Source organism: Arthrobacter sp. TWP1-1, from assembly GCF_049897845.1.
GTDB lineage: Bacteria > Actinomycetota > Actinomycetes > Actinomycetales > Micrococcaceae > Specibacter.
In genome coordinates, this window is sequence record NZ_JAFCXC010000002.1 from 251,598 (window position 1) to 272,962 (window position 21,365).

At 60.2% G+C, this 21,365-nt stretch carries 21 protein-coding genes; 8 read left to right on the forward strand and 13 right to left on the reverse strand.

Annotation, left to right across the window (positions count from 1 at the left end; genetic code table 11):
• Positions 1–108 precede the first annotated feature (108 nt).
• Positions 109–1,584, reverse strand: a complete 1,476-nt coding sequence (locus ACP7B9_RS04470; RefSeq protein WP_425861136.1) for an MDR family MFS transporter — start codon at positions 1,582–1,584, stop codon at positions 109–111.
• 334 nt (positions 1,585–1,918) lie between these two features.
• Here ACP7B9_RS04470 and ACP7B9_RS04475 point away from each other — a divergent pair, with 334 nt between their 5' ends.
• The 4 genes from ACP7B9_RS04475 to ACP7B9_RS04490 are packed head-to-tail and all read left to right on the forward strand — an operon-like array spanning position 1,919 to position 5,221.
• Complete coding sequence (locus tag ACP7B9_RS04475) at positions 1,919–2,590, forward strand: DedA family protein (protein ID WP_425861138.1); 672 nt, start codon at positions 1,919–1,921, stop codon at positions 2,588–2,590.
• A gap of 56 nt (positions 2,591–2,646) precedes the next feature.
• The gene (locus ACP7B9_RS04480) at positions 2,647–3,615 is read left to right on the forward strand and encodes a metal ABC transporter substrate-binding protein (RefSeq protein WP_425861140.1); all 969 of its coding nucleotides are present in this window, start codon (positions 2,647–2,649) and stop codon (positions 3,613–3,615) included.
• Positions 3,612–4,355, forward strand: a complete 744-nt coding sequence (locus ACP7B9_RS04485) for a metal ABC transporter ATP-binding protein (protein WP_425861142.1) — start codon at positions 3,612–3,614, stop codon at positions 4,353–4,355. Before ACP7B9_RS04480 ends, ACP7B9_RS04485 begins: the two co-directional genes overlap by 4 nt.
• Before the next feature lie 41 nt (positions 4,356–4,396).
• Entirely contained in the window at positions 4,397–5,221 is an 825-nt protein-coding gene (locus tag ACP7B9_RS04490) for a metal ABC transporter permease (RefSeq protein ID WP_425861766.1), read from the forward strand.
• A gap of 9 nt (positions 5,222–5,230) precedes the next feature.
• Here the strand turns inward: ACP7B9_RS04490 and ACP7B9_RS04495 are convergent, their stop codons facing one another.
• On the reverse strand, positions 5,231–5,650 hold the full coding sequence (locus tag ACP7B9_RS04495; RefSeq protein ID WP_425861144.1) for an Lrp/AsnC family transcriptional regulator: 420 nt from the start codon (positions 5,648–5,650) through the stop codon (positions 5,231–5,233).
• Positions 5,651–5,718: 68 nt separating this feature from the next.
• Here ACP7B9_RS04495 and ACP7B9_RS04500 point away from each other — a divergent pair, with 68 nt between their 5' ends.
• Genes ACP7B9_RS04500 through ACP7B9_RS04510 form a run of 3 tightly spaced genes read left to right on the forward strand, consistent with a single transcriptional unit; the run spans position 5,719 to position 8,001 of the window.
• On the forward strand, positions 5,719–6,351 hold the full coding sequence (locus ACP7B9_RS04500; protein ID WP_425861146.1) for a LysE family transporter: 633 nt from the start codon (positions 5,719–5,721) through the stop codon (positions 6,349–6,351).
• A gap of 40 nt (positions 6,352–6,391) precedes the next feature.
• On the forward strand, positions 6,392–6,790 hold the full coding sequence (locus tag ACP7B9_RS04505) for a DoxX family protein (RefSeq protein WP_425861148.1): 399 nt from the start codon (positions 6,392–6,394) through the stop codon (positions 6,788–6,790).
• A 44-nt stretch (positions 6,791–6,834) separates the two neighbouring features.
• Positions 6,835–8,001 (forward strand): SGNH/GDSL hydrolase family protein, encoded by a 1,167-nt coding sequence (locus ACP7B9_RS04510; RefSeq protein ID WP_425861150.1) that lies wholly within the window; start codon positions 6,835–6,837, stop codon positions 7,999–8,001.
• Positions 8,002–8,208: 207 nt separating this feature from the next.
• On the opposite strand, the gene ACP7B9_RS04515 is transcribed toward ACP7B9_RS04510, so the two are convergent.
• The 8 genes from ACP7B9_RS04515 to ACP7B9_RS04550 form a co-directional block, all read right to left on the reverse strand.
• Positions 8,209–10,692 (reverse strand): family 20 glycosylhydrolase, encoded by a 2,484-nt coding sequence (locus tag ACP7B9_RS04515; RefSeq protein WP_425861152.1) that lies wholly within the window; start codon positions 10,690–10,692, stop codon positions 8,209–8,211.
• A 68-nt stretch (positions 10,693–10,760) separates the two neighbouring features.
• The gene (locus tag ACP7B9_RS04520) at positions 10,761–12,275 is read right to left on the reverse strand and encodes a sulfatase-like hydrolase/transferase (protein ID WP_425861154.1); all 1,515 of its coding nucleotides are present in this window, start codon (positions 12,273–12,275) and stop codon (positions 10,761–10,763) included.
• Positions 12,276–12,282: 7 nt separating this feature from the next.
• Positions 12,283–13,308, reverse strand: coding sequence for an aliphatic sulfonate ABC transporter substrate-binding protein (locus tag ACP7B9_RS04525; protein WP_425861156.1), 1,026 nt, complete (start codon positions 13,306–13,308; stop codon positions 12,283–12,285).
• A gap of 89 nt (positions 13,309–13,397) precedes the next feature.
• Positions 13,398–14,195 carry an ABC transporter ATP-binding protein gene (locus tag ACP7B9_RS04530; protein WP_425861158.1) on the reverse strand — a complete coding sequence of 266 codons (798 nt, stop codon included), beginning with the start codon at positions 14,193–14,195 and terminating at the stop codon, positions 13,398–13,400.
• 11 nt (positions 14,196–14,206) lie between these two features.
• Positions 14,207–15,085 (reverse strand): ABC transporter permease, encoded by an 879-nt coding sequence (locus tag ACP7B9_RS04535; RefSeq protein WP_425861160.1) that lies wholly within the window; start codon positions 15,083–15,085, stop codon positions 14,207–14,209.
• 107 nt (positions 15,086–15,192) lie between these two features.
• A complete protein-coding gene (locus tag ACP7B9_RS04540) occupies positions 15,193–16,119 on the reverse strand; it encodes an ROK family protein (protein ID WP_425861161.1) in 927 nt (308 codons plus the stop codon).
• A 576-nt stretch (positions 16,120–16,695) separates the two neighbouring features.
• Positions 16,696–17,334: a phosphoribosylanthranilate isomerase gene (locus tag ACP7B9_RS04545; protein WP_425861163.1), complete on the reverse strand. Its 639-nt coding sequence runs from the start codon at positions 17,332–17,334 to the stop codon at positions 16,696–16,698.
• 116 nt (positions 17,335–17,450) lie between these two features.
• Positions 17,451–18,260 (reverse strand): metal-dependent hydrolase, encoded by an 810-nt coding sequence (locus tag ACP7B9_RS04550; RefSeq protein ID WP_425861165.1) that lies wholly within the window; start codon positions 18,258–18,260, stop codon positions 17,451–17,453.
• A 253-nt stretch (positions 18,261–18,513) separates the two neighbouring features.
• Here ACP7B9_RS04550 and ACP7B9_RS04555 point away from each other — a divergent pair, with 253 nt between their 5' ends.
• A complete protein-coding gene (locus tag ACP7B9_RS04555; RefSeq protein WP_425861167.1) occupies positions 18,514–18,735 on the forward strand; it encodes a hypothetical protein in 222 nt (73 codons plus the stop codon).
• Between the two features lie 14 nt (positions 18,736–18,749).
• On the opposite strand, the gene ACP7B9_RS04560 is transcribed toward ACP7B9_RS04555, so the two are convergent.
• From ACP7B9_RS04560 to ACP7B9_RS04570, 3 genes are all read right to left on the reverse strand, one after another.
• Positions 18,750–19,466 carry a YceI family protein gene (locus tag ACP7B9_RS04560; protein WP_425861169.1) on the reverse strand — a complete coding sequence of 239 codons (717 nt, stop codon included), beginning with the start codon at positions 19,464–19,466 and terminating at the stop codon, positions 18,750–18,752.
• 211 nt (positions 19,467–19,677) lie between these two features.
• Positions 19,678–20,151 carry a DUF1990 family protein gene (locus ACP7B9_RS04565; RefSeq protein WP_425861171.1) on the reverse strand — a complete coding sequence of 158 codons (474 nt, stop codon included), beginning with the start codon at positions 20,149–20,151 and terminating at the stop codon, positions 19,678–19,680.
• Positions 20,144–21,289, reverse strand: coding sequence for a hypothetical protein (locus ACP7B9_RS04570; RefSeq protein ID WP_425861173.1), 1,146 nt, complete (start codon positions 21,287–21,289; stop codon positions 20,144–20,146). Before ACP7B9_RS04570 ends, ACP7B9_RS04565 begins: the two co-directional genes overlap by 8 nt.
• Positions 21,290–21,365 lie beyond the last annotated feature (76 nt).

The window sequence follows — 21,365 nt, forward strand, 5'->3', positions numbered from 1 at the left end:
GCGGGGGGCCCCCCCCACCCCCCCCCCCCCCCCCCCCCCCCCCCGGGGGGGCGGCCGCGCTCTATACCCCCCCCCCCCCCCCCGCCACGCTTTTGGTTTCAGGAACGGTTAGTGAACCGCCACAGAATCCTTGGCAGTTGCCGGAGCGCCGGGCGCCGAATCAGTGGCACCCTTGCTCATGAATGCCGCAATCACCACGATGCCAAGGGACACGCAGGCAGCAACCATGAAGCCGTTGCTGAATCCGCTCGCCTGAGCCGTAATCGCATCCTTGCCGGTCGCAGCTGCGGCCACTGTTCCGGCAGACATGACGCCCACCAGAAGCGCTGTGCCCGCGGCGCCGCCAAGCTGTTGCAGCGTGGAAAGAACTGCTGCGCCGTGCGAGTGCAGCGAATGCGGCAGGGGGTTTAGCCCCGCCGTGAAGGCCGGTGTGAAGATGAATGCCAGAGCGAGCGACATCAGCAGGTGCAGGCCGATGATCATCGGCAGCGGGGTGTTCTGATCAAGCTGGGTGTAGCTGAACAGGATGATGGAGAGCAAGATGCCACCGGGAATCAGCAGCGGGCGCGGCCCCACCTTGTCGAACAGTTTTCCTACCCAGGGGGCCAGCAGGCCCATGAGCAAACCGCCGGGGAGCATCAGCAACCCGGTGGTCAGCACGTCGAGCCCGCGCACGGTTTGCAGGTACATGGGCAGCAAGATGATGACACCGAACAGTGCAACCATGGCCATGACCATCAGCGCCAGGGCCAGCGTGAACTGGCGGTGCAGGAACGGGCGCATGTCCAGCAGGGCCGCATCCTTGCGCTGCAGGCGCAGCTGAAGGAGCACGAAGCTGACCAGGAACACCAAGGAGACGCCGAGCGCCCAAGTGGCGATCAGGTGAGTCTGGGCATCGGGTGAACCAATCCCGCTGAGCCCGTACACCAAGCCGCCGAATGCCGGAATGGACAGCAACACGGAGGGGACGGAGAGCTTGGACGTCGCGTGCTTGCTGTCGCGAGGCAGCAGACGCGAGCCGAGGATCAAAGCAATCACGGCGATGGGCAGGACAAAGAGGAACATAAAGCGCCACGACAACGAATGCAGAATGAGTCCGGAGAGGGTGGGGCCGATGGCAGGTGCTACGGCGATCACGATGGAAACGTTACCCATCACGGCGCCGCGACGGTTTGACGGGACCAAATCCAAAATGGTGGTCATGAGCAGGGGCATCATGATCGCCGTACCCGAGGCCTGAACCACGCGGGCGGCCAGCAGCACCTCAAAGCCAGGAGCAATTCCGGCCAGCAATGTGCCGGCGGAGAACAGGCCCATGGCCAGCATAAACACAGTCCGGATGGGCAGGCGGGTCAGGAGGTAGCCCGTTGCCGGAATGACAACGGCCATGGTGAGCATGAAGGCCGTTGCCAGCCACTGAATAGCCGAGGGTGAGACCTGGAATTCTTCCATGAGACGCGGCAATGCCACGTTCATGATGGTTTCGTTCAAAATGACGACAAACGCTGAAACCAGCAACACCGTAATGGTGGTGCGGTCCCTTGCCGAGAGCCTGTCAGGGGCTTCAAGGTGGGAGATAGACATAAGGGGTCCTGAATCCTTCGAGGATGAAAATATGTGGGTTGCCGGGACTGTTATGCGCAAGGGCCGGCGCCCGTGAAAGCAGAAGTCACAATGGTAAGCGCCAAATACGCCGCTTCTATTCCCAGTATTCACTCAGAAAGGAAGAAAGTTCGACGGCGGTTCCCCGGCTTTCTGAGCTGGTCCGCCAGGGCTTCTGCAGTCCGAGTTTAGGGATGACTTGGGGGTAACCCCGGGGTCGAAACCGGGGGTTTCCCCCATAGTGCCTCCTCGCAACTGTCCGTAGAGTTAAGGGCATGAGAATTCAGGCTTTGCTAGTGTTTCAAGGTGGTTTAGGGTGACTGAGTTTCTGCTTGCCGCGGCGGAACAGCCGTGGATCTACGCCGCCGTAGTGCTGGCATGTCTCATTGACGGCTTCTTCCCGCCGATTCCCAGTGAGGCCCTCCTTGTAGCTATGGCGGCACTGGCCGCCACCCATGGGGGACATGGTCTGTGGATGCTACTGCTGGCCGGGGTGCTCGGAGCTTTCCTAGGTGACAACGTCGCCTACGTTCTTGGTCGGTGCATAGGCAGAACACGATTCAAGTGGATGCGGCGCCCACTGATGCAGCGCTCTTTTGCCAGGGCTGCACGTGGCTTGGAGAGCAGGGCAGTGTCTATGCTCTTGGTGGCCAGATTTCTCCCTGGGGCCAGGGTGGCCGTAAATCTGACGGCAGGTGCCACCGGGTTTCCACGGAAGAAATTTGTGGCCATTTCAGCTCTCTCGGCCTCTCTCTGGGGCGCTTATAGCGTTGGCATTGGGACGTTGGCCGGCGCATGGCTAGGCGAGAATCCGCTCCTGGGTCTTGTCGTTGCCGTCGTTGTTGCCGGTGCCATTGGGGGCATCGTCGATGTTGTCGCCAGGAAGTTGAGCTCCCGTTCCCGCCGAGTTCTCAAAACTCGCCGGGTTGACGTTGTAGAAGGGGAGATTGAGTCCGCTCGTGAGACGGTCGGCGCCACCACCTTGTAGCGGCTTCAGGGCCTCCTGCTCTTGATATTTCGGTATGCCTAAACTAGCATCGTGGCATGCCGATCTTCCATGCGACGCCAATGAAGCCGCTACGCCGAAGCACCCTAGCCTGCTTCATAGTTCTTGCCCTGTCCCTCACCGCCTGCGGTCCTGACTCCAATTCCGCTGGATCTAACGCGGATGACGATAGGCCGGTAGTGCTGACCACATTTACTGTCTTGGCAGACATCGCCCAGAACGTCGCAGGGGATAAGCTACGCGTCGAATCCATTACCAAGCCCGGCGCAGAAATTCACGGCTATGAACCAACGCCGGGGGACATCCGCAAGGCGGGCAAAGCGGATCTGATCCTCGACAATGGCATGCACCTAGAGGCCTGGTTCGCCAAGTTCGTACAGGACTTAGACGCTCCACATGCCGTCATGACGGAGGGTGTAGCGCCCATCAACATTACCGAGGATGCGTACAAGGACATGCCTAATCCGCATGCATGGATGTCACCGGCCAATGTGCAGATTTACGTTGACAACATGGTGAACGCCTTCACTAAACTTGACCCGGCCAATGCCGCCACCTTTGAAAGCAATGGGGCTGCCTACAAAGCATCCCTCCAAAAGGTGCAGGACGAACTCGTTGCCAAACTCTCGGTGCTACCGAAGAGCCAACGCGCGCTTGTCAGCTGTGAGGGTGCCTTTTCCTATCTGGCTCGCGATGCTGGACTGACCGAGAAATACATTTGGGCAGTCAATGCAGAGCAGCAGGCCACGCCGCAACAGATCGCCAGCGCCATTGAATTTGTTCGAGACAACAAGGTGCCGGCCGTATTCTGCGAATCCACCGTTTCTCCGGCTCCCATGGAACAGGTCGTCGAGGCCACGGATGCCGCGTTCGGCGGGACCCTCTATGTTGACTCGCTTTCCGAGGCCGATGGACCCGTGCCCACCTATCTTGAGCTGATCCGGCATGACTCCAAGGTCATTGCGGACGCATTGACTGCAGACGCAGCGACAGGATCTGCAAAGTGAACACAGCCATCGACGTCAACGCGGTAACCGTCCACTACGGGGACGTTTTGGCCTTGGACGCGGCAACTCTGAAGGTTGAAAAGGGGCGAATCTGTGGCCTCGTCGGCATGAACGGCTCGGGAAAGTCAACACTCTTCAAGGCCATTATGGGCCTTGTGAAGCCCGACGCCGGAACCGTCACCATTTCGGGCGACACCCCAACTAAGGCCCGACGGTCCGGTGCCGTCAGCTATGTGCCCCAAAGTGAGGACGTTGACTGGCAGTTTCCACTGTCCGTCCAAGACGTGGTCATGATGGGCCGCTATGGACATATGGGCATGGCCCGGCGCCCGCGAAAAGCCGACAAACTGGCAGTTGCCGACGCCCTGGAGCGCGTGGAACTTTCTGCGTATGCGCAGCGACAAATCGGGCAGCTTTCGGGTGGCCAGAAGAAGCGCACCTTCGTGGCCCGAGGCATTGCACAGGGAGCCACTACCCTGCTGTTGGATGAGCCTTTTGCGGGCGTGGACAAGCGCTCCGAGGCCACCATCTGTGCACTGTTGAAACAGATGGCACACGAGGGTGCCACCATTCTGGTCTCAACCCACGACCTGCACGCATTGCCCGGCTTGGCCGATGAAGCCGCCTTGCTCATGCAGCGCGTCTTGATGCACGGTACGCCCCAGGAAGTCTTGCGTCCCGAAAATCTGGCACTGGCCTTTGGCCTGGACGTCATCAATCGAAGCGAGGACGCCCTGTGAGTATTTTTGAGTTCCTGCTGGAACCGTTCGACTACGTTTTCATGCAGCGCGCACTTGCCGTGACGGTTGTGGCCTCCGTCGTGTGCGCGGTGTTGTCTTGTTGGCTGGTGCTCATTGGCTGGTCCCTCATGGGCGACGCCGTCTCCCACGCGGTCTTGCCCGGCGTTGCGCTGGCCTACATCGTCGGCGCTCCGTTCGCCGTCGGTGCGGTGCTGTTCGGTTTTCTGGCCGTGGCCTTGATCGGCGCCGTGCGCGGCACCAGCCGAGTCAAGGAGGACGCCGCCATCGGCATCGTCTTCACCACGCTCTTTGCCCTGGGACTCGTCCTGATCTCCGTCACGCCGAGCCAGACCGATCTCTCACACATCATTTTCGGCAATCTGCTGGGGCTCAGCCAGGGCGATCTGATTCAGGTCATGGTGCTCGGCGCCATCACCTTCACCATCCTTGTTTTCAAGCGGCGCGACTTCACCCTGTACGCCTTCGATCCAACCCATGCCCACGCCATCGGGCTGAACCCGCGGCTTCTTGGGGCTTTCCTTTTGGGGTTGCTGGCCTTGACATCCGTGGTGGCCCTGCAGGCCGTTGGGGTCGTCCTGGTGGTGGCCATGCTGATCATTCCGGGTGCGACGGCGTATCTGCTGACCGACCGCTTTAGCCGCATGTTGGTTCTCGCGCCAGCCATTTCGGTGGCGTGCGCCATCGTGGGGCTTTATGCCAGCTACTACCTTGATGCTGCTTCCGGTGGCATGGTGGTGCTGACCCAAGGCGCGGCTTTCACGCTGGTCTACCTGTTCAGCCCGCGACACGGATTGATCGTTGCCCGCCACAATGCAGCACGACGCCGGAAGCTGGCTGCCGCCTGATCGATGCGACTACCGCAGAGCGAGCCTGGTCTGGGTTTGCGCTGCGCCGCCTTCTGATTTGAGCAACCGCAGTAGCTGATCCAAGGCCTTCGTCGTGGGGACAACGGCATGCAGGATGTAGTCGTAGGGCCCAGTGACATGGACCGCGTCCCGCACCGCCGGTGTTGTCTTTGCCCAAGCCAGAAACGTGGCAGAGTCTGCGTCGGGTTTTAGCCGGATGTCGATGAACGCTTCTAGGTTTGAGCCTGGCCCGGCCGCATCGTCGGCGAGAATTGCCTGGTAACCCAGGATGACGCCGTCGTCCTCCAAGCGCCGGACACGGGCCGACGCGGCATTGGTACTCAGGCCAATCCGGCGTCCAAGGTCACTGAAGGAAATTCGCGCTTCTTGGCCCAGAATCTTGAGAATAAGGCTGTCTATGGTGTCCATACCGCGATTCTAACCGTCGATCCACAAAATTCTCGGTCTGGACGAGTTGGTGGCGACATCATGGAGTCATGGAAATATATGTGGCGCTCGGAGCAGGAATGTTGGCAGGGGTGGGGCTGGCCGCACCCCTAGGGGCCATAGGCATTCTTCTAGTTCGCGAAGGAATGACGTGGGGATTCAGGGAAGCTTCGCCCGCTGCAGCTGCCGTGGCAACAATGGATGCAATCTACTGTATTCTCGCTGTCGCCTTGGGGCTGGCGGCGGCGCCCGTCATTTCCTCATGGGGAGCCTGGCCTGGCCTGTTTGGTGGGCTTGTCCTCGTGCTGCTCGGCGGAGTCGGAGTGGTCAAAGCGAACAACGGCAGGTCCTCGTCGGAGGATGAATCCACAGTGCAGCCACGCGGGCGGGCGCGACGATTCATGCTCTTCACTGGATTGACTGCCATTAACCCGGCCACACTTGTCTACTTTGTCGCCCTGCTGACGGGGTTCGGGCGTCCACTGGGTTCGTTCGCCGGCGCCACCGCCTTCGTGGCGGGAGTTGCCCTCGCATCCCTGGTGTGGCAGTTGGGTCTGGTGTTCGTTGGACAACTGTTTCGTGGCAGGATCACCGCCGCTGCCCAGCACCGAATCAGCACCGCGGGTTTCTCCTTGGTGATCTTGATAGGCCTTGCGGCCCTCGTGTCGAGCCTGCGCGCATGATCGCCACAGCCAGTGCTGCCCGGCGTGCGAGGATGGATCCATGAAAGCAAACACGCTCAAGACGTGGGCCCTAGCTACCCTGTTGGGTGCCAGCGCTGTCAACCATCTCCGGAACCCTAAGTTTTATTACCCAGTGGTACCGCCGTCCTTGTGCAGTGACAAAGGCGGCATGAGCGGCCTCCTTACCCGCCATCAATGGGTAATCGCCTCGGCCGCACCGGAGGCGCTGGCGGCCTTGGGGCTGGTAGTACCGCGTACGCGTAAGGCAGCTGCAACCGGAACCACCCTGATGTTCGCGGGGTTCACGGCCGGACACATTTCTGCCCTCAAGCGAGCATGGGGACCGGAAGGAACACCTCAGGCTCGGCGGATCCATGCTTTCCGTCTCCCTTTACAGGTGCCACTGATCGTTTGGGCCTGGAGCGTCCGCCGGGGATAGCAGCTGGACCACTTACATACCGAGTACCTTGGAGCGCACACACTTTGAACTGGACAAGAACACGGCCCATCCCTGCGGAATTTATCAGGGGAGCGCTTGAGCTAGAAACGACCAGCCGTGGGATACTTCCGCATCGGCTGCCAGCGCGGGCCAGAGCCCAGGCCGACGGCGACACACAGTTATTGATGGCGGAATCACAGCCCTCAGGAGTCCGGATCGTCTTCCGAACCGACGCTACTGAGCTCGAGTTGGATACCGTCCGTACCCGCATCATGTACCGTGGGGCCCCCGCCCGGCCCGACGGAGTGATCGAGTTGCTTGTCAATGGGGACCTCGTCGACAGCTCGGCGACCAACGGTGGCAATGCCACCGTTGTCGACATGAGCACCGGAAGCGCCAGCAGCAACGAAGGTCCAGTCTGCACCAGCAGCTTCGTTAATCTCCCCGCGGGTATGAAGGACGTCGAGATCTGGCTTCCGCACAACGAGGTCACCGAGCTCGCCGAACTGCGCAGCAATGCAGGCGTCGAGGCGCCAACCGCTGATGTCCCGCGTGCTTGGGTGCACCATGGCAGTTCCATCAGTCACGGCTCCAACGCAACGCGTCCGACCGCGATCTGGCCAGCTGTTGCCGCCCGTGCAGGCGATGTTGGCTTGACCAATCTGGGTTTTGGAGGGAGCGCTCTGCTGGATCCGTTTACGGCAAGGACCATCAGAGATACGCCGGCCGACTTCATCAGCGTCAAAATCGGCATCAACTTGGTGAATCTCGACCTCATGCGACGGCGCGCGTTTGGCCCTGCCGTACACGGGTTTCTGGATACCATCCGCGACGGGCACCCGGACACGCCACTGTTGGTCGTGTCTCCGATTTTCTGTGGCATCCACGAAGATACGCCTGGCCCCGGAGCCTTCGACATGGAAGCCTTGGCGGCAGGGGAAATGCGTTTCTGCGCAACGGGCAACCCGGCCGAGACCAGCTCGGGCAAACTCAGCCTCCGTGTGATCCGGGACGAACTCGAGAAGATTGTCGCCCAGCGTGCCACCACCGATGCCCATCTACATTACCTGGACGGTTTGGCCCTCTATGGTGAGGCAGACGCCGTCGTACGTCCCTTGCCGGATGCACTGCACCCGGACACCGAAACCCATCGCTTGATGGGGGAGCGGTTCGCCAACCTCGTCTTCGCGGCGGGCGGCCTTCTGAGCTAGACGGCTATTTGCTAGGCCATTGCGGTTGCACTCCGAAACGACGAACAGCAGTGCTTCGACGGCAACAACTGTCTCTTTGAAGGACCGCACTACCGGTCAATGAGAAAGCCGGGCACCCTATGACTAGGGTCCCGGCTTTCTCATCTAACTTCATGACTTCGTACGTGTTGCGCCTCTTCGGCCGCGCTGGTCAGCTCGGCCGTCGTGTCAACTGTCAGTTCCACCGTTGGCAGGGACCGACCTTGCCAGTGTGGCGAATCCGAGCAGCGAGCCGGTCTCGCCCTGCACAGTCACGCTGTAGTCGCCGGGCACCACGCCCTTCGGAACGCTCAACGGTGCAGTGCCCTGCGCGTTGCTGCGAACCCACACCGAGCCATCTGCATTCCCGCGAGCCTTCTCGGTGGCCTCGAGGGCCACGAGCAACCACGCGTTCGTTGGCAGGTTATTGAGCGTCAGGTACGCGCCGCCGTGAAACGCCGTTGCAGGAATAGCCAGGTCAATGGGGGAGACCGCCGGCAGTGACGAGGTATCGGCCAGGGCCGGGGTGGTGTCAGGGACCGCCGTTACTGTAGTCCAGTTGACGCCAGTGGTCTTGAAGTGGTTGATGCCTTCAAGGGCCATGCGTCCGCCAAGCGCTCCAACTCGTTTGCTGAAGTCAGCGTACTTGCGGTTTGTCTGTGGTGACCAGGCAACCTCGGCCGTGGCCAATGCACGCGGGTACTGGTACGTTTCGGTCTGGTCCATGCCGCGCATCCATTCGCCCCACTGGACGGTTTCCACTCCCAGCACACGATCGTCACCCACACCTGGTAGGTATTTTCCGGGATCCCAGTCGTAGTGGTTTTGCAGCGTGCAGGGGCCACCGCAGGCCCAGGTCCCGCCGGCAGTCTGGCTGGCATCTTGCTTCTGCGGGACATAGGTTTTCTCGGCGGGGGACAGAATGACCTTCGAGTCGTTCGCTAGAACCCGATTGGCGACATTCTGGCGGTTGCCGGCCCAGTACTGGACAACGGAGTTTGCGGGCAGAGTCGCCGCGGAATATTCATTCCAACCGATAACGCTCTTGCCAATGTCGGTCACTTGGTTGGCGAAGGACGAAACCATTTTTTGGTACTTGTCAGTTGGCGTGGAATGCGATTCGTCCCCACCTATGTGCAGATAAGGGCCTGGTGTCATGGCGGCCATCTGCGTCAGGACTTCCTTGGTGAATTCGTAGGTTGTCGCGTTGTCCGCGTCGAACGAGGACTCACCCACGTTGCCGGATCCCTGGGCCGGCGCCGTGTCAGTGCCCGCCAGCGGCTGAGGCGCAGAGCCAGCGGAGTTCAGCTCCGGAATGGCGTGCAGGGCAGCCGTAGTGTGCCCGGGCATGTCAATCTCGGGAACCACCACCATGCCGTTTTCACTGGCGTAGCTAACAATCGCCTGATAGTCGGCCTTGGTGTAGAAACCTGTGTGTCCAAGTTCCGTACCCTGAAGAACCCCGGCATCGTTGTAGGTCATGGCCGTCTTGCCGGAGATATCTGTCAGATCTGTGTACTTGATCCCTGCAGGATTGACCGCCGGTTGATCCATGGCGATGCGCCATCCTTGATCATCCGTCAGATGGAGGTGCAAGATGTTGAATTTGAACTGCGCAGCGTTGTCGATGTGCTCCTTCATCTCATCAACGGTGTAGAAGGAACGGGCAACATCGATCTGGATGCCGCGGTATTCGTAGCGCGGGTAGTCGCTAATGACCACCCCGTCCACAGTCCAGGGCGTGTTGACAACAGTGTCCGATTCGATCCACTGAGGGAACAACTGGCGCAAAGTTTGCACACCATTGAGTGCCCCCGCGGAGGTATTTGCGGCCACCTTGACACCATTGGCATCCGCCTGAATCGTGTAGCTTTCGGGCTTGTCCTCAGAACTTTCCGGCGCCACGGTGAAGGCGACGTCGTTCGCTGTAGCAAGTCCCGCGGTCACAGGCAGTTTGAACCCCGTGCTTTTGCGGGCCTTCTCGGCAAAATAGGTGGCCGCGTCTCTGGCCGCGCCCGAGGCAACAATTCGGCTAGATGGTGTCAGCTGAAAAGATCCGGCATCTGTCGTGGCCGATGCAACCGGCAGCGGTACCAATGCCAGATTGTCAGGAACAACCGGCTGGGCCCTGTCGTAGATTTCAAACTCTGAGATGGAGTAGCCAAACGTTGACCACCGCTTCGCACCCATCATGCGAATGAACTTAGCATTGGCAACACCCAATTGCACTTCATCGACCCGGCCAGGGCCCGTCGCTGATGTCATGGCCTTGACATCAGTCCATGTGACGCCATCCAAGGACGTCTGCAAGGTATATGCCCTGGCCGCGGCATTGGGCCAGCTGATCTTCACATGGTCAATGGGTCCAGCCGCAGCAAGTTCCACCTGGAGCCACGTTGCGTCGACATAGCTCGACGACCAGCGGGTGCTGGTGTTGCCGTCGATAGCCATCGCGGCTGTGTTGCCCGGCAGTGCCGATTCAACGCTGGATGCTGTGGCCTTCCCCGTCAGCGCAACGTTGATGGGTTGCTGCACCGGCGCCGGGGGAGGCCCCACAATCGGTGCCGCTTGGGCCGGCAGAGCAGTGAAGGCTGTGGGTAAGACCGCAGCAAACAAACCGAGCGCAGCGGCGCAGGCGAGCCCGGCCGTCGTCGTTCTTCTTAATGCTTTCAATCGAATACTCGCTTTACTTCTCGTGGACCGCAAGAGGCATCCGTTGGGGGTTGATTTATTGGATTTATTTACTGGGTGATGAACCGTTCGACGGCGGTTACCGGACGCACGCGTTCGTCTTCCGGGATGTCCCCGGCAAAGGCCAGCCACTGGCCAAATTTGTCGCCCCTAGCGTTCAGTTGGTGGTACATGGCCCGGCGCATGGTGGCAACTCGGTCCCGGTAGACAGGGACATTGATGACATTGTTGAGCTCGTCAGGATCGGTGATCATGTCGTAAAACTCGTCGATGCCTTCGGGATTGGCGATGTACTTCACCTCCTTGTTGCGCAGCATGCGCTGGGCATACGGGAAGTGATGGCCATGGAATTCGCACAAGATGTCCTCACGCCAACCTTCCACCTCCTCACCGTGTGCCAGGGGCAGCAGGCTGCGGCCGCGAACACCGGAGGCGTCCGCCCCGGCGATTTCATGGAACGTGGCAGTGAAATCCAGCAGACTGATGAAGCGGTCCTCGCGGCGCTCTTGTTCTCCGGGAAGGGCAAGGATGGCCGGAATTCGGTAGATGTCCTCATACATGGCCGGGCCCTTGTCATTGAGCCGGTGCGCACCCGTGAACTCGCCATGGTCGGCGGTAAACATCACGGCCGTAGAGTCCGTGAGTCCCAGTTCGTCCATGACTTCAAGGATTCGCCCCACTTCATGATCGATCATGGACACGTAGCCCCAGTACACGGCCGTGAGCTTCTTCCACTCATCCACGGTGAAACAGTCAGTGGACCAATACTCGGCGTAGGCCTGCTGCACCATGGGCTTACCCTGGAACGTCTCGGCAAAGGAGCCGGGCAATTCCACGGTGGCCGGATCCACCATGTCGTACCACTGTTGCGGAATCAGGTACGGAAGGTGCGGCCCGAAGATGTGACAGGACAGGAAGAACGGCTGGCCACCATCCTCCTGCAATGCCCCTGCGGCAAATTCACGCAGCTTGGCAATGGTTTGATCTGCCAGAAACGCCTCGAACGTCGCTTCCGTTGGTTGATCCGTCACGCCGGCAATCAAATGCCCCTGGCTACCATCTGCCCGCGTGGTGTAGACGGGGCTGGAAATATGGAAGTCTGGGTAGTCGTTTGCCTTGAGCCAGCCCTCATACCCCGGATCATCGAAAACATTCAAGGCACCGGGGAGATGAACCCCTTCGAAGCCATAATGTTCCGGTCCACGATCCTTACCAACATGCCACTTGCCCACATGACCGAGCCGATAGCCCTGATCTAGGAGTGCAGCTGAGAACGTCGGCAATCCATCGGGAAGCTCCTCGCGGTGTCCGGAGTTCCATTCGTAGTTGGCCAGCAAGCCATGTTCAAAGGGTTGCAAGCCTGTTAGCAAGCTAGCGCGGGCCGGTGTGCAGATGGCTGTCGGGGTGTATGCCCTGTCAAAGGTCGTACCGCGCGCCGCCAACCGGTCAAGGTTGGGCGTGTGGCGAGAGGTATTTCCGTAGCATCCTAGGGTGTCGATACGCTGCTGATCGGTCATGATGAACAGCATGTTTTGGCGCTTACTTGCCTGTGTTGCGGTTGTCATGGCTAGATTAGACCGCCGGGGCATCTGCGTAGAGGGCGGCATCGTAGAACGTCTTGGGATCAACCACTGCCGGAATCTTTTCGGCCGTCTTGAACTGTTCCTGCAGAGCGTTGAGCCAGGTGTTGACGGTGCCGTCGGTGGACAACTTAGCCAGTTCCTCGGAGCTGAAGAGCTTGGCTACGCTTGCCTGAGCAGCCATATCCGCATCCTTCAGCTTGAGGAATGTGGCCGTGGCGGAAATGGTTGTTTCCTGATTTGCCAGACGGTAATCGTTGGCGGCCTTGATGACTGAGATAAAGCTCGTGGCCAACTCCTTGTCCTTGGCCGCGCGTCCCGGAGCGGCAACAAAAGTTGAGGGGAAGGTGAACTTGTCGATGAAGTCCTCGTTTGAGAACAACTCCACCAGGTCCGGCTTGCCCTTCTTGGCGCTGTCGATGAGCGGGTACCACAGTGCTGCGCCGTCGATCTGGCCTGCAGCAAAGGCCGCGACGATGGCCGGCGGTTCCATGGCTGTCACTTCGAAATCGTCCCGGGTCAGGCCTTCCTTCTCCAAAGCCAAGGTGAAGAGCTGGTCTCCCGAGGTTCCCGTGGGCACTGCAAGCTTCTTGCCCTTGAGATCCGCCAAGGAGTTGATTCCGGCCTGAGCAATAATGCGGTCGGCATTAGATACGGAGTTGACTGCCCAAATCTCGGCCTTGCCTGAGGCCGGCAACCACAAGGCACCGGAGCCAATGTAGGCCACATCAACGTTGTTCGTGCCCAGCGCCTGGATAGCCAAGGGGCCGTTCGTGAAAGGAAGGTACTTGGGCTTCAGGCCTGCCTTCGCCCACAGACCTTCCTGATCTGCCACGGCCATCAACGCAGCACCGTTGTAATCGGCAATGTAGCCAACCTTGATCTCCACAGCCTCCTTGCCAGCAGCTCCGGCGGCTTTCGCGCCGTCGTCCTTGGCACCGCAAGCGGCCAGCAGTGAAATGGCGGCTGCGCCCATTGAAAGTTGAAGTACGTTGCGGCGGGAGAATGACGTGGACATGGGTCCTCCTGATTGTGTGTGCACAGGGCACTGTTTGAACGGTGAGTGGAGCAATAAGAGGTAAGAAGTAGAGAGGTGAAGCGGTGGCCCTATTGGTGCGCTTCGGCGACGCCGGGCTGGTGGTACACGGCGGCCCATACTTCGGAGCGAAGTTTGGCGAATTCATCGGAAAGGCGCATTTCCTCCGTGCGGGGGTACGGCAGATCGACCTTGATTTCCTTGAAGATTCGCCCCGGGCGTGCGGCCATGACAATGACGCGCGATGCCAGGAACACGGACTCGTCCACGTCGTGGGTGACGAACATGACGGTTCGGCGTTCCTTGGTCCAGGTCTGCAGCAGTTGCTCCTGCATATGTACGCGAGTTAGTGCATCCAAGGCGCCAAAGGGTTCATCCATGAGCAGGATTTCGGGGTTCACGGCATAGGCACGCGCGATGGCGCACCGTTGCTTCATGCCACCGGAGAGCTCCTTGGGCAGGGCCTCGGCGAAGCGGGTCAGGCCCACCAGCTCCAGGTAATGATCCACAATGACGCGACGTTCCTTAGCGGGAACCTTCTTGAGTTCCAGACCGAACTCAACGTTCTTGCGGACGGTGAGCCACGGGAAAAGTGCGTATTGCTGGAAGATGACGCCCGTGCGTGTACTGGGTCCCTGCACCTCCCGGTCGTCGACCAGAACTTGGCCACTGGTGGGTTGCAGAAGTCCGGCAGCGGCGTTGAGCATGGTGGATTTGCCACAGCCCGACGGGCCAACCACGGTGACGAATTCGCCGTCCGCGATGTCGAGGTTCACGCCGTCGAGGGCGGTGAAAGTTGTGCCTGTCAGGGTGAATTCCTGGCGGAGGTCCTGAAAGCGGATCATGGCATTTTTTGTGTCGGTTGTCATGAGGAAAGTCCTTAGCGGCGTTCTTGCCAGCGGGTCAGGTGGGCTTCGATCATCAGGAGGAGGCGGTCCATGACCAGGCCCAGGATTCCGATGACGATTACGTTGACGAGGATGGTCGGCATGTCATAGAACTGCTGGGCCTGCTGCATGCGCATGCCGAGGCCGTTTGGAGCCGCGAGTAGTTCGGCTGCAACCACGGTTGCCCAGCCGGCGCCGAGGCCGATCCGCATGCCTACCAGGATGAAGGGTGAAGATGCTGGAACCACAACACGCATGAAGATGACGTAGCTGTTGGCCCCGAGTACGCGTGCTGCGTTGATGAGTGTGTTGTCCACACTGACCACGCCTTGATAGGTGGAGATCACGCAGGAGAGGAATGCGGCAAGGAAGATCACGAAGATCTTTGGGGTTTCGCCGATTCCCATGGTGACCATGACGAGGGGGAGCAGTGCCAGAGGAGGAATGGTCCTAAAGAACTGCACCCAGGGTTCGATGATGGCCCGGCCAACCTGATACCAGCCCATGAGGAATCCCACGGGGACGGCTAGGAGGCTGCCAATCAAGAAGCCGCTCAAAACGCGGGCCAGGGAGGCGCCTGTATCTTCGGCGAGCGTGCCGTCGGCGAGGACTTCCCCTCCGCGGACGAGTACCTCGAGAGGACCGGGAAGTCCAACCATGCCCGTGGCTGCCAACGCGGCCCACAGGGCCAGTCCGGCTGCAACGGACACAACGTTGATGGCAAGCAGCGCCTTGCGGCTGAGCTTGCGGGTGCGTGAATCGCTCTTCTTTGTGGGGTGCTTAGCGGAGGCTGAGCCTCGGCGGGCCCCCGTCGCAACGGCGACGGGGGTGGGTGGGGTGTGGACCGAAGTGACGGTGTCTTTTGCTGCCATGGCACAAACGTATGACACGAATCACATGATGTCAAGGCTGTTTACATAAATAGACCGCGCATGACGTCGGATGAGCTTTTGTTGCCGTTGCTGACGATTTGTTGCGCCTAGGAAGCTGGCGTCCTGGCCCAGCGACTGAGTGCCATATGCGCCGCCCCGTCACTGCCGGCCGTGGGCGCAAACGGTGCCACGCCGAAGTCTATGACTCGCGGGCCCAGATCAAGGCGTTGTTCAGCAATGGCACGTCGAACGGGAGTTAGAAGCGGTTCGCCAAACTGGGAGAGTTCACCGGCAATCACGACGCGGCTCGGATCGAGCAGGACCGTCGCCCCAACCATTGCGCGCGCCAACATTTCACCAGCCCAGTCAACGATGCTGAGCGCAATCCCGTTGCCATCGGCGGCCGCTTCTGCCAGGGCGGCAATGGAGGGGAATGACTGCCCGCGGTGAGCAGCTTCGGCGAGTACGTTCGCTTCGTTGATGAAGCTTTCCAGGCAACCGTGCCGCCCGCACCAACACTGTGGACCACCAAAGTCGACACTGATGTGACCCAGTTCACCTGCGATTCCATTGCCACCGCGAAGGAGCGTGCCGTTGGTGACAATGGCTGAACTCACGCCAGCCGAAAGCACCACATAGAGCAGGTCCTCACTGTCCCTGCCGTACGCCATGGCGGCTAGGCGAATGTTGTTATCCCACAGCAACGGCCCTGGCAGGACGGAGCGCAGTGGGTCAAGAGTCACCCCCTGCGGATCCAGCTGGCGCTCTGCACCATCGGAGAGGGAGCTCGGGTTGGCGTGACGGCTGGCAATTCCGATGCCTGTGCCGATGATGGCCTCCGGCTTGATGCGACCGGCGTCAATGAGTTGACGAATCATGTCCGCAGCCAGCTCCACTTTGGTTTCCAACCCCAGAGAGCTGGAGATCTCACGGAGTTCGTTGGTTACAGGGGACCCATCGAACCCCGTGACGGAAATGCTGATGCGCCGCCGACCCAGTTCAATGCCAACGGCCGCCCCGGCATTGGGGTTCAAGGAGAGGACTTTGGTGGGCCTTCCATTGCGCCCACCAGCTATCACTTCTTGACCATGCTCGGTAATCACACCGCGCTGCCGTAGATCGCCGACTATCACCGAAAGGGTGGTCCGCGAGAGATTCGTATCAGTCTCAAGCTCCCGCCGGGTTCGGCCTCCATGGGCTACGAGCGATTCAAGGACTCGCAGCTCATGTCGTCGTCGAACCGCCTGCAAGGCGCTGTCATCAGGTGTAAGCACGTCCCCCCACTTTCTATGATTACAACTCGTCGTTGCCAAGACATCCATTGCTCTCATTATGAGACCGCTGGTGGCATTTACGTAAATACTATGAGCTTAAATGCCCTAATGGACGGTGAGACCCTCACCGTCAGAATACGGCGAGGGGCAGGAGCGAGCCATTTTTCACTGTGCCTGGTACAGACTGGAGCGGTTCGGCCTGACGAGGCATATGTGTAATCTGACGTATCTGACCCCATTCGTACCTCGCGCGGTTTCCACCGACATGGGTCGCAGCTTCCGCCCTACCGGCACCTTGCCAGCCGTGCGGCATGATTCAGCGGCGACAGGGGAGTGCTAGCTCGACTGGAGCGGGCGATGGCTCCGAACCGCGTGGATAAAGTCCCGGATCAGCTGTACGTCCTTGACGCCCCGGCTAGATTCGACGCCGCTCGAAACATCTACACCGCTAGGTGCCAGCTCGGTTATCAAGGCGCCAACGTTAGCGGGATTCAGCCCGCCTGCGAGTAGCCAGAATCCATGGGGCCATCCACCCTCAAGGGCGCTGGCATCGAAGGTGACACCGGCGCCCGGTTCGACGGCGTCAAGCAGGATCCGCTCCGACGCCCAACGGCGCCTCTCGACGGCGTCGAGGGAGCTGTAGGCCTCGACCGAAAATGCGCGGAGGGTCCGGAACCCTTCTTCATGGAGCCGTTGCATATCTCCAAGAGTTTCATCGCCGTGGAGCTGGACAGTGGTCACCTGTGCGGCGCGAGCTGTGGCCACAACCTCGTCAAGGGGTTGGTTGCGGAATACTCCAACGGTCTCAACACCCTGGGGAACAAGGCCAATGAGGGTGGCGACTTTCCCTGCTGTAACTGTGCGGGGGCTGCCTGGCGCAAAGATAAAGCCGATGGCATCAGCGCCGGCCTCGACGGCCGCGGAAACGGTTTCAGCATTCTGCAACCCGCAAATCTTTACGTACAAGGCTGTCATCAGTTCTTGATTCCTGTCTGAGTGCGGTGACTTACGGTCTCCTAGGGCCATGTTAACAGTTGTCCCCGGAGCCAGAGGAGCCGGCGTCTATGGTTGGCGTTGAAAATGGTGTGGCCTCAGGAAAACACGGCGTCTGCAATGGCCCAGATGACATATCCACTCATGGGGACAAGCAGTAGCCATTCGCGAACGGATCCGGCGTTGCCCAAGATGGGTAGGGCGATACTGCCGCTGGGTCGCCAGAATTTTCTCACCAGCGGCACCTTGCGCAGGAAACGAGGCGGGCGGATCCGCAGTGGCCACAGCAAATTGCAACCACCCGTGGTCAGCATGTCACCGGCAATATGGGTGGCCACGCCAAGTGCCATGGTCATTGGGAACCAATAGTGTTCCTGCGGGGCAAAGAACGTGACGAACGCTCCGACGGCAAGTCCGAGAATCCACGGAAATTTGCGCATGGTGTCGGGAATGATCTTCAGGGCCTTCGCCGCAAATGAGGCTAGAAGTACGGCAAGTATTCCGGCACCTGGGTAGATGGTGCCAAAATTTGGCAGCTCGATCCGCCACATGCCTGCGAGCGCGGCGATGGCGATGAAAACGGCCAAGCCAAGGATTGAATGTGTTCCGTGCCGGTGACCTCCTGAGAGTCGTCCCACCTGAATACACATGATGTTGGACAGGGGAGGCAGCGAGTGGGCGATCGTCGCGTGGCGGTGATCCGCGTCGGGCACCAGTGCGGCCCCGGCTGCCACTAAGGCTCCTGCTACCACACCCGTTGGGGAGACATCCATCAAACCCATGCCCAGCGTGATCTGCTCAGGCAACGCAGGGAACACCTGCGCAAGGGGAGCGAGTCCGACGTCGAACTGGGTAGTGAGTGCCAGCCATACGGCGGCTCCGCTGGCGGCGTGATGGGCTCCCATCATGGGGGATACGTCCTTGCATTCTCGGGTTCTTCGTTCTGATCCCGTAATACGTGGACAAAACCTGCTTGTTCAACCCTATGTGCAGCCACAGACATTTTAGAACGGACGTGACGGGCCCCACTCAATCGCAGATTAGAAGATATGTTCTAATCTGCGATTGCCCCGGTGAGACCTGACGCCGGGCTCCGCGATAGGGCTAGAAAACGGGCGATAATGGGCGTTACGGCCATGACCACACCCAAGGAGCAACGTGATGACTTTCAGCAATGCCGACGACGCCACCGAGTTTCCGAGATCTATTGGCAAGCCGGCCATGAGGGCCCTGGGACTGGAGGGGTTCGCGCGCTTCGATCAACTCACGCAGGTCAGCGCCGCTAAGCTGCTGGAAGTCCATGGCGTTGGCCCCAAGTCCATCAGAATTCTGAGTGCGGAACTGGAGCGGCGCGGAATGGGATTTGCCGACGGCGCGGGCTAGCCTGCGGGCTGGAGTTACTTGCTCAGCTGCAGCAGCATTTCAATCGAACCGGCGTCCTCCACCTTCACAAAGCCAAGATCCGGTGCAGAGATGCCGAAATCGGTGAAGGTGATGGGAATGCTGCCCTGTACCTCTACCGCACTGCCCGTTGTCTGAGCTTGCAAATCAACTGTGACTGATTTTGTGGTGCCGGCGATCGTCAGGTCACCGACCGCCTTGACCGTCGCGACGCCGGTGCTAACGGCGGCGATGTCTACCGGTTCCGTCAAGGTGAACGTGGCGCTGGGAAACTCTGACGTCTTGAGAATGCCCAGAAACTGGCTGTCCCTGCTCCCGTTGTCTGTTGTAACCCCTGTAAGGTCAACGCTTACCTGGGTCGCGGTGAGATTGGTGCCCTCGATGGTGGCCGATCCTTCAACGCCCTCCGTGCGCCCAACAACCGTAACGTCCTGGCCATTGAGGACTTCCTTGACCCGGTATCCGGCTTGGGAGCCATCGGCGACCTTCCACTCGCCGGCAAGGTTTCCGGCGTCGGCAGTGGCTTGTGAATCAGCTGTAGCACTGCCAGTAGCGGCTCCAGTTGCCGCTGCGCTCGCGGACGGCGTTGACAAGGCTAGATGGTCAGGGGCCTTGCTGTTTTCCAGACTTGCATAGATGGCACTGCCACCCCACAGGCCTCCGACGATGACCAGTACGGCAACGACTCCGATAATGATCCACTTCTTGCGCATTTGCTTCCCCTCGGTGGTTGTACGTTGCTTGGAACTATGACAGCGATGACTGAAGAGAAGCTGAGGATTTCCTGCGGTTCGTCATAAAGCTTCTAACTTAGCTGTAGAACGGTTGTACTTAGCTAGGGGTAGCGGAGTAGGCATCCCAAAAGGCAAGGAAGACGTCGTCGGGCATGAACGTGTACCCCAGCAAGTTGGAGACCCATTCCCTTCAAGACAGTGATCGTAGGTACCGCCAGCGCACTAGTCGCTGGATCAACTGAAGCCCAGGGTAGAGGGCACGCCACGGTTGCTGGGGAGAGGCTCGAGTCAGTGAGCGGATGGTGAGGAGGACTTCTTCTCCCTCTCGATGCACAATGAAAGCCTCCTCGCCATCGACAGGATGTCCCGGCAAGGTCCTATAGGCAAAGCCAACCCGTGCAACATCCTGAACAACAGCTACAACTTCCACCGGCTCCATAACTGTCACACCCAGAGCGGTAACTGTGACGGATACGCGCTCGCCGGGCACCACGGGGCCCGGCGAATCCACGCGAAAACCGCTGCGCGTCTTGACCTTCCAGTGCAGCACGTCCGCAGATGCCCGCACCCAGGCATCATCTCCGTAACCTACGACGGCGGTGATCTCGAAAGGCCGCCGGCTTCCGTCCGTCGGGGTCCAACTGAAACTAGCTGGCTCAGTCACGTCTCATACCCGAATCCGTCGTGGCTTCCGGACTGGCCTCAGCGGACCATCGTCCCTCCCGGTCCAGCTCCCATTCTTGCTGTGTGCCGGGAATGGGTTCTACATCCCGGAGCCAATACGTGGTGTCCGGGTCCCAGCCGGCCAGTACGGTAGCAAAGTCCTCGCCGACGGGGATGGCTAGTCCCGCAGTTCTCAGGTACCCACCCAGCGAGAGGTGGACGCCGTCGTACCTTTCTTGCAGGCGCTGCCAGTCAGGCATGACCCACGCGCCGGAGCGACCCGTGGTGCGGTACCAATCGTGGCGCTTGGAGCAGGTGACCGTGATTGACTGCTCGCGGCACAGCTGCGCCCACGCATCAGGGGAGTCAATCTCATAGATGCGGGGGTGGGTTGGAGCATCGAGCTTTTCGATGGTGGCCGCCCGCTCACCAAAGCCGTCTTCAACGAGCCATAGGCCAATGGGACCCTGCTCTGGCATTGCACCAGTGCTGCCGGTAACGCCTTCGGGGCGTGACCACCACGTTCCGCCCCAATTCGCCGTCGGATCGGAGGGACGATCCCGAGCCGCAGTGAATTCTTCCAAGATCAGATTCAACCGGGCCTGCTCCAGCGCCTCGGCAGCAGGCCTAGCTTCAGGCCGCGGGCGGGGCGGATCCTCCGTGAGGGCTACGCTCCACTGCCCGTTTACATTAACGGGTTCGGTCCACAGGGATGCGTGGGGCGATTCAACGATTGCCTGAGCAAAGCGGATGAGCGCTCGCCGCATCTCGGGGGTCGCCGCAAGATTATCCGCACCGTCGGGCAACTGCCAGTAGCGGGCGTTACCAACAGTCTCAACGAGGGCCTGCAGCAGGACCTCCGCAGAGGGAGGGGATAGAGGCACGGCATCCAAGAGGGCAGCCACCTCCGCGGACGTAAATTTCGGCGGCGCCGCATCACCGCCTACTAGGACTACCGACTGCCCTCGTCCCGGATCCAGCTCATAGGATGCATAAAACCTGGCATGGGCGAACCCACCCTCCCGCGACTCCACCGCATCTTCAGCGGCAATAAGTCCAGCAAGTTCCAGGCACAGACGCCTGCCCCGCGGCCCGGAGAGGAGCTCGGCAGCGGTCAATGCCCGGCTAGTTGGTGACATGGGGCCAGCCTAGCGCGCCGTGTCCAGCATGCCCGGGAACGCTCAGTCAAGTTGTACTTGGCAGCTTTTCCCCATG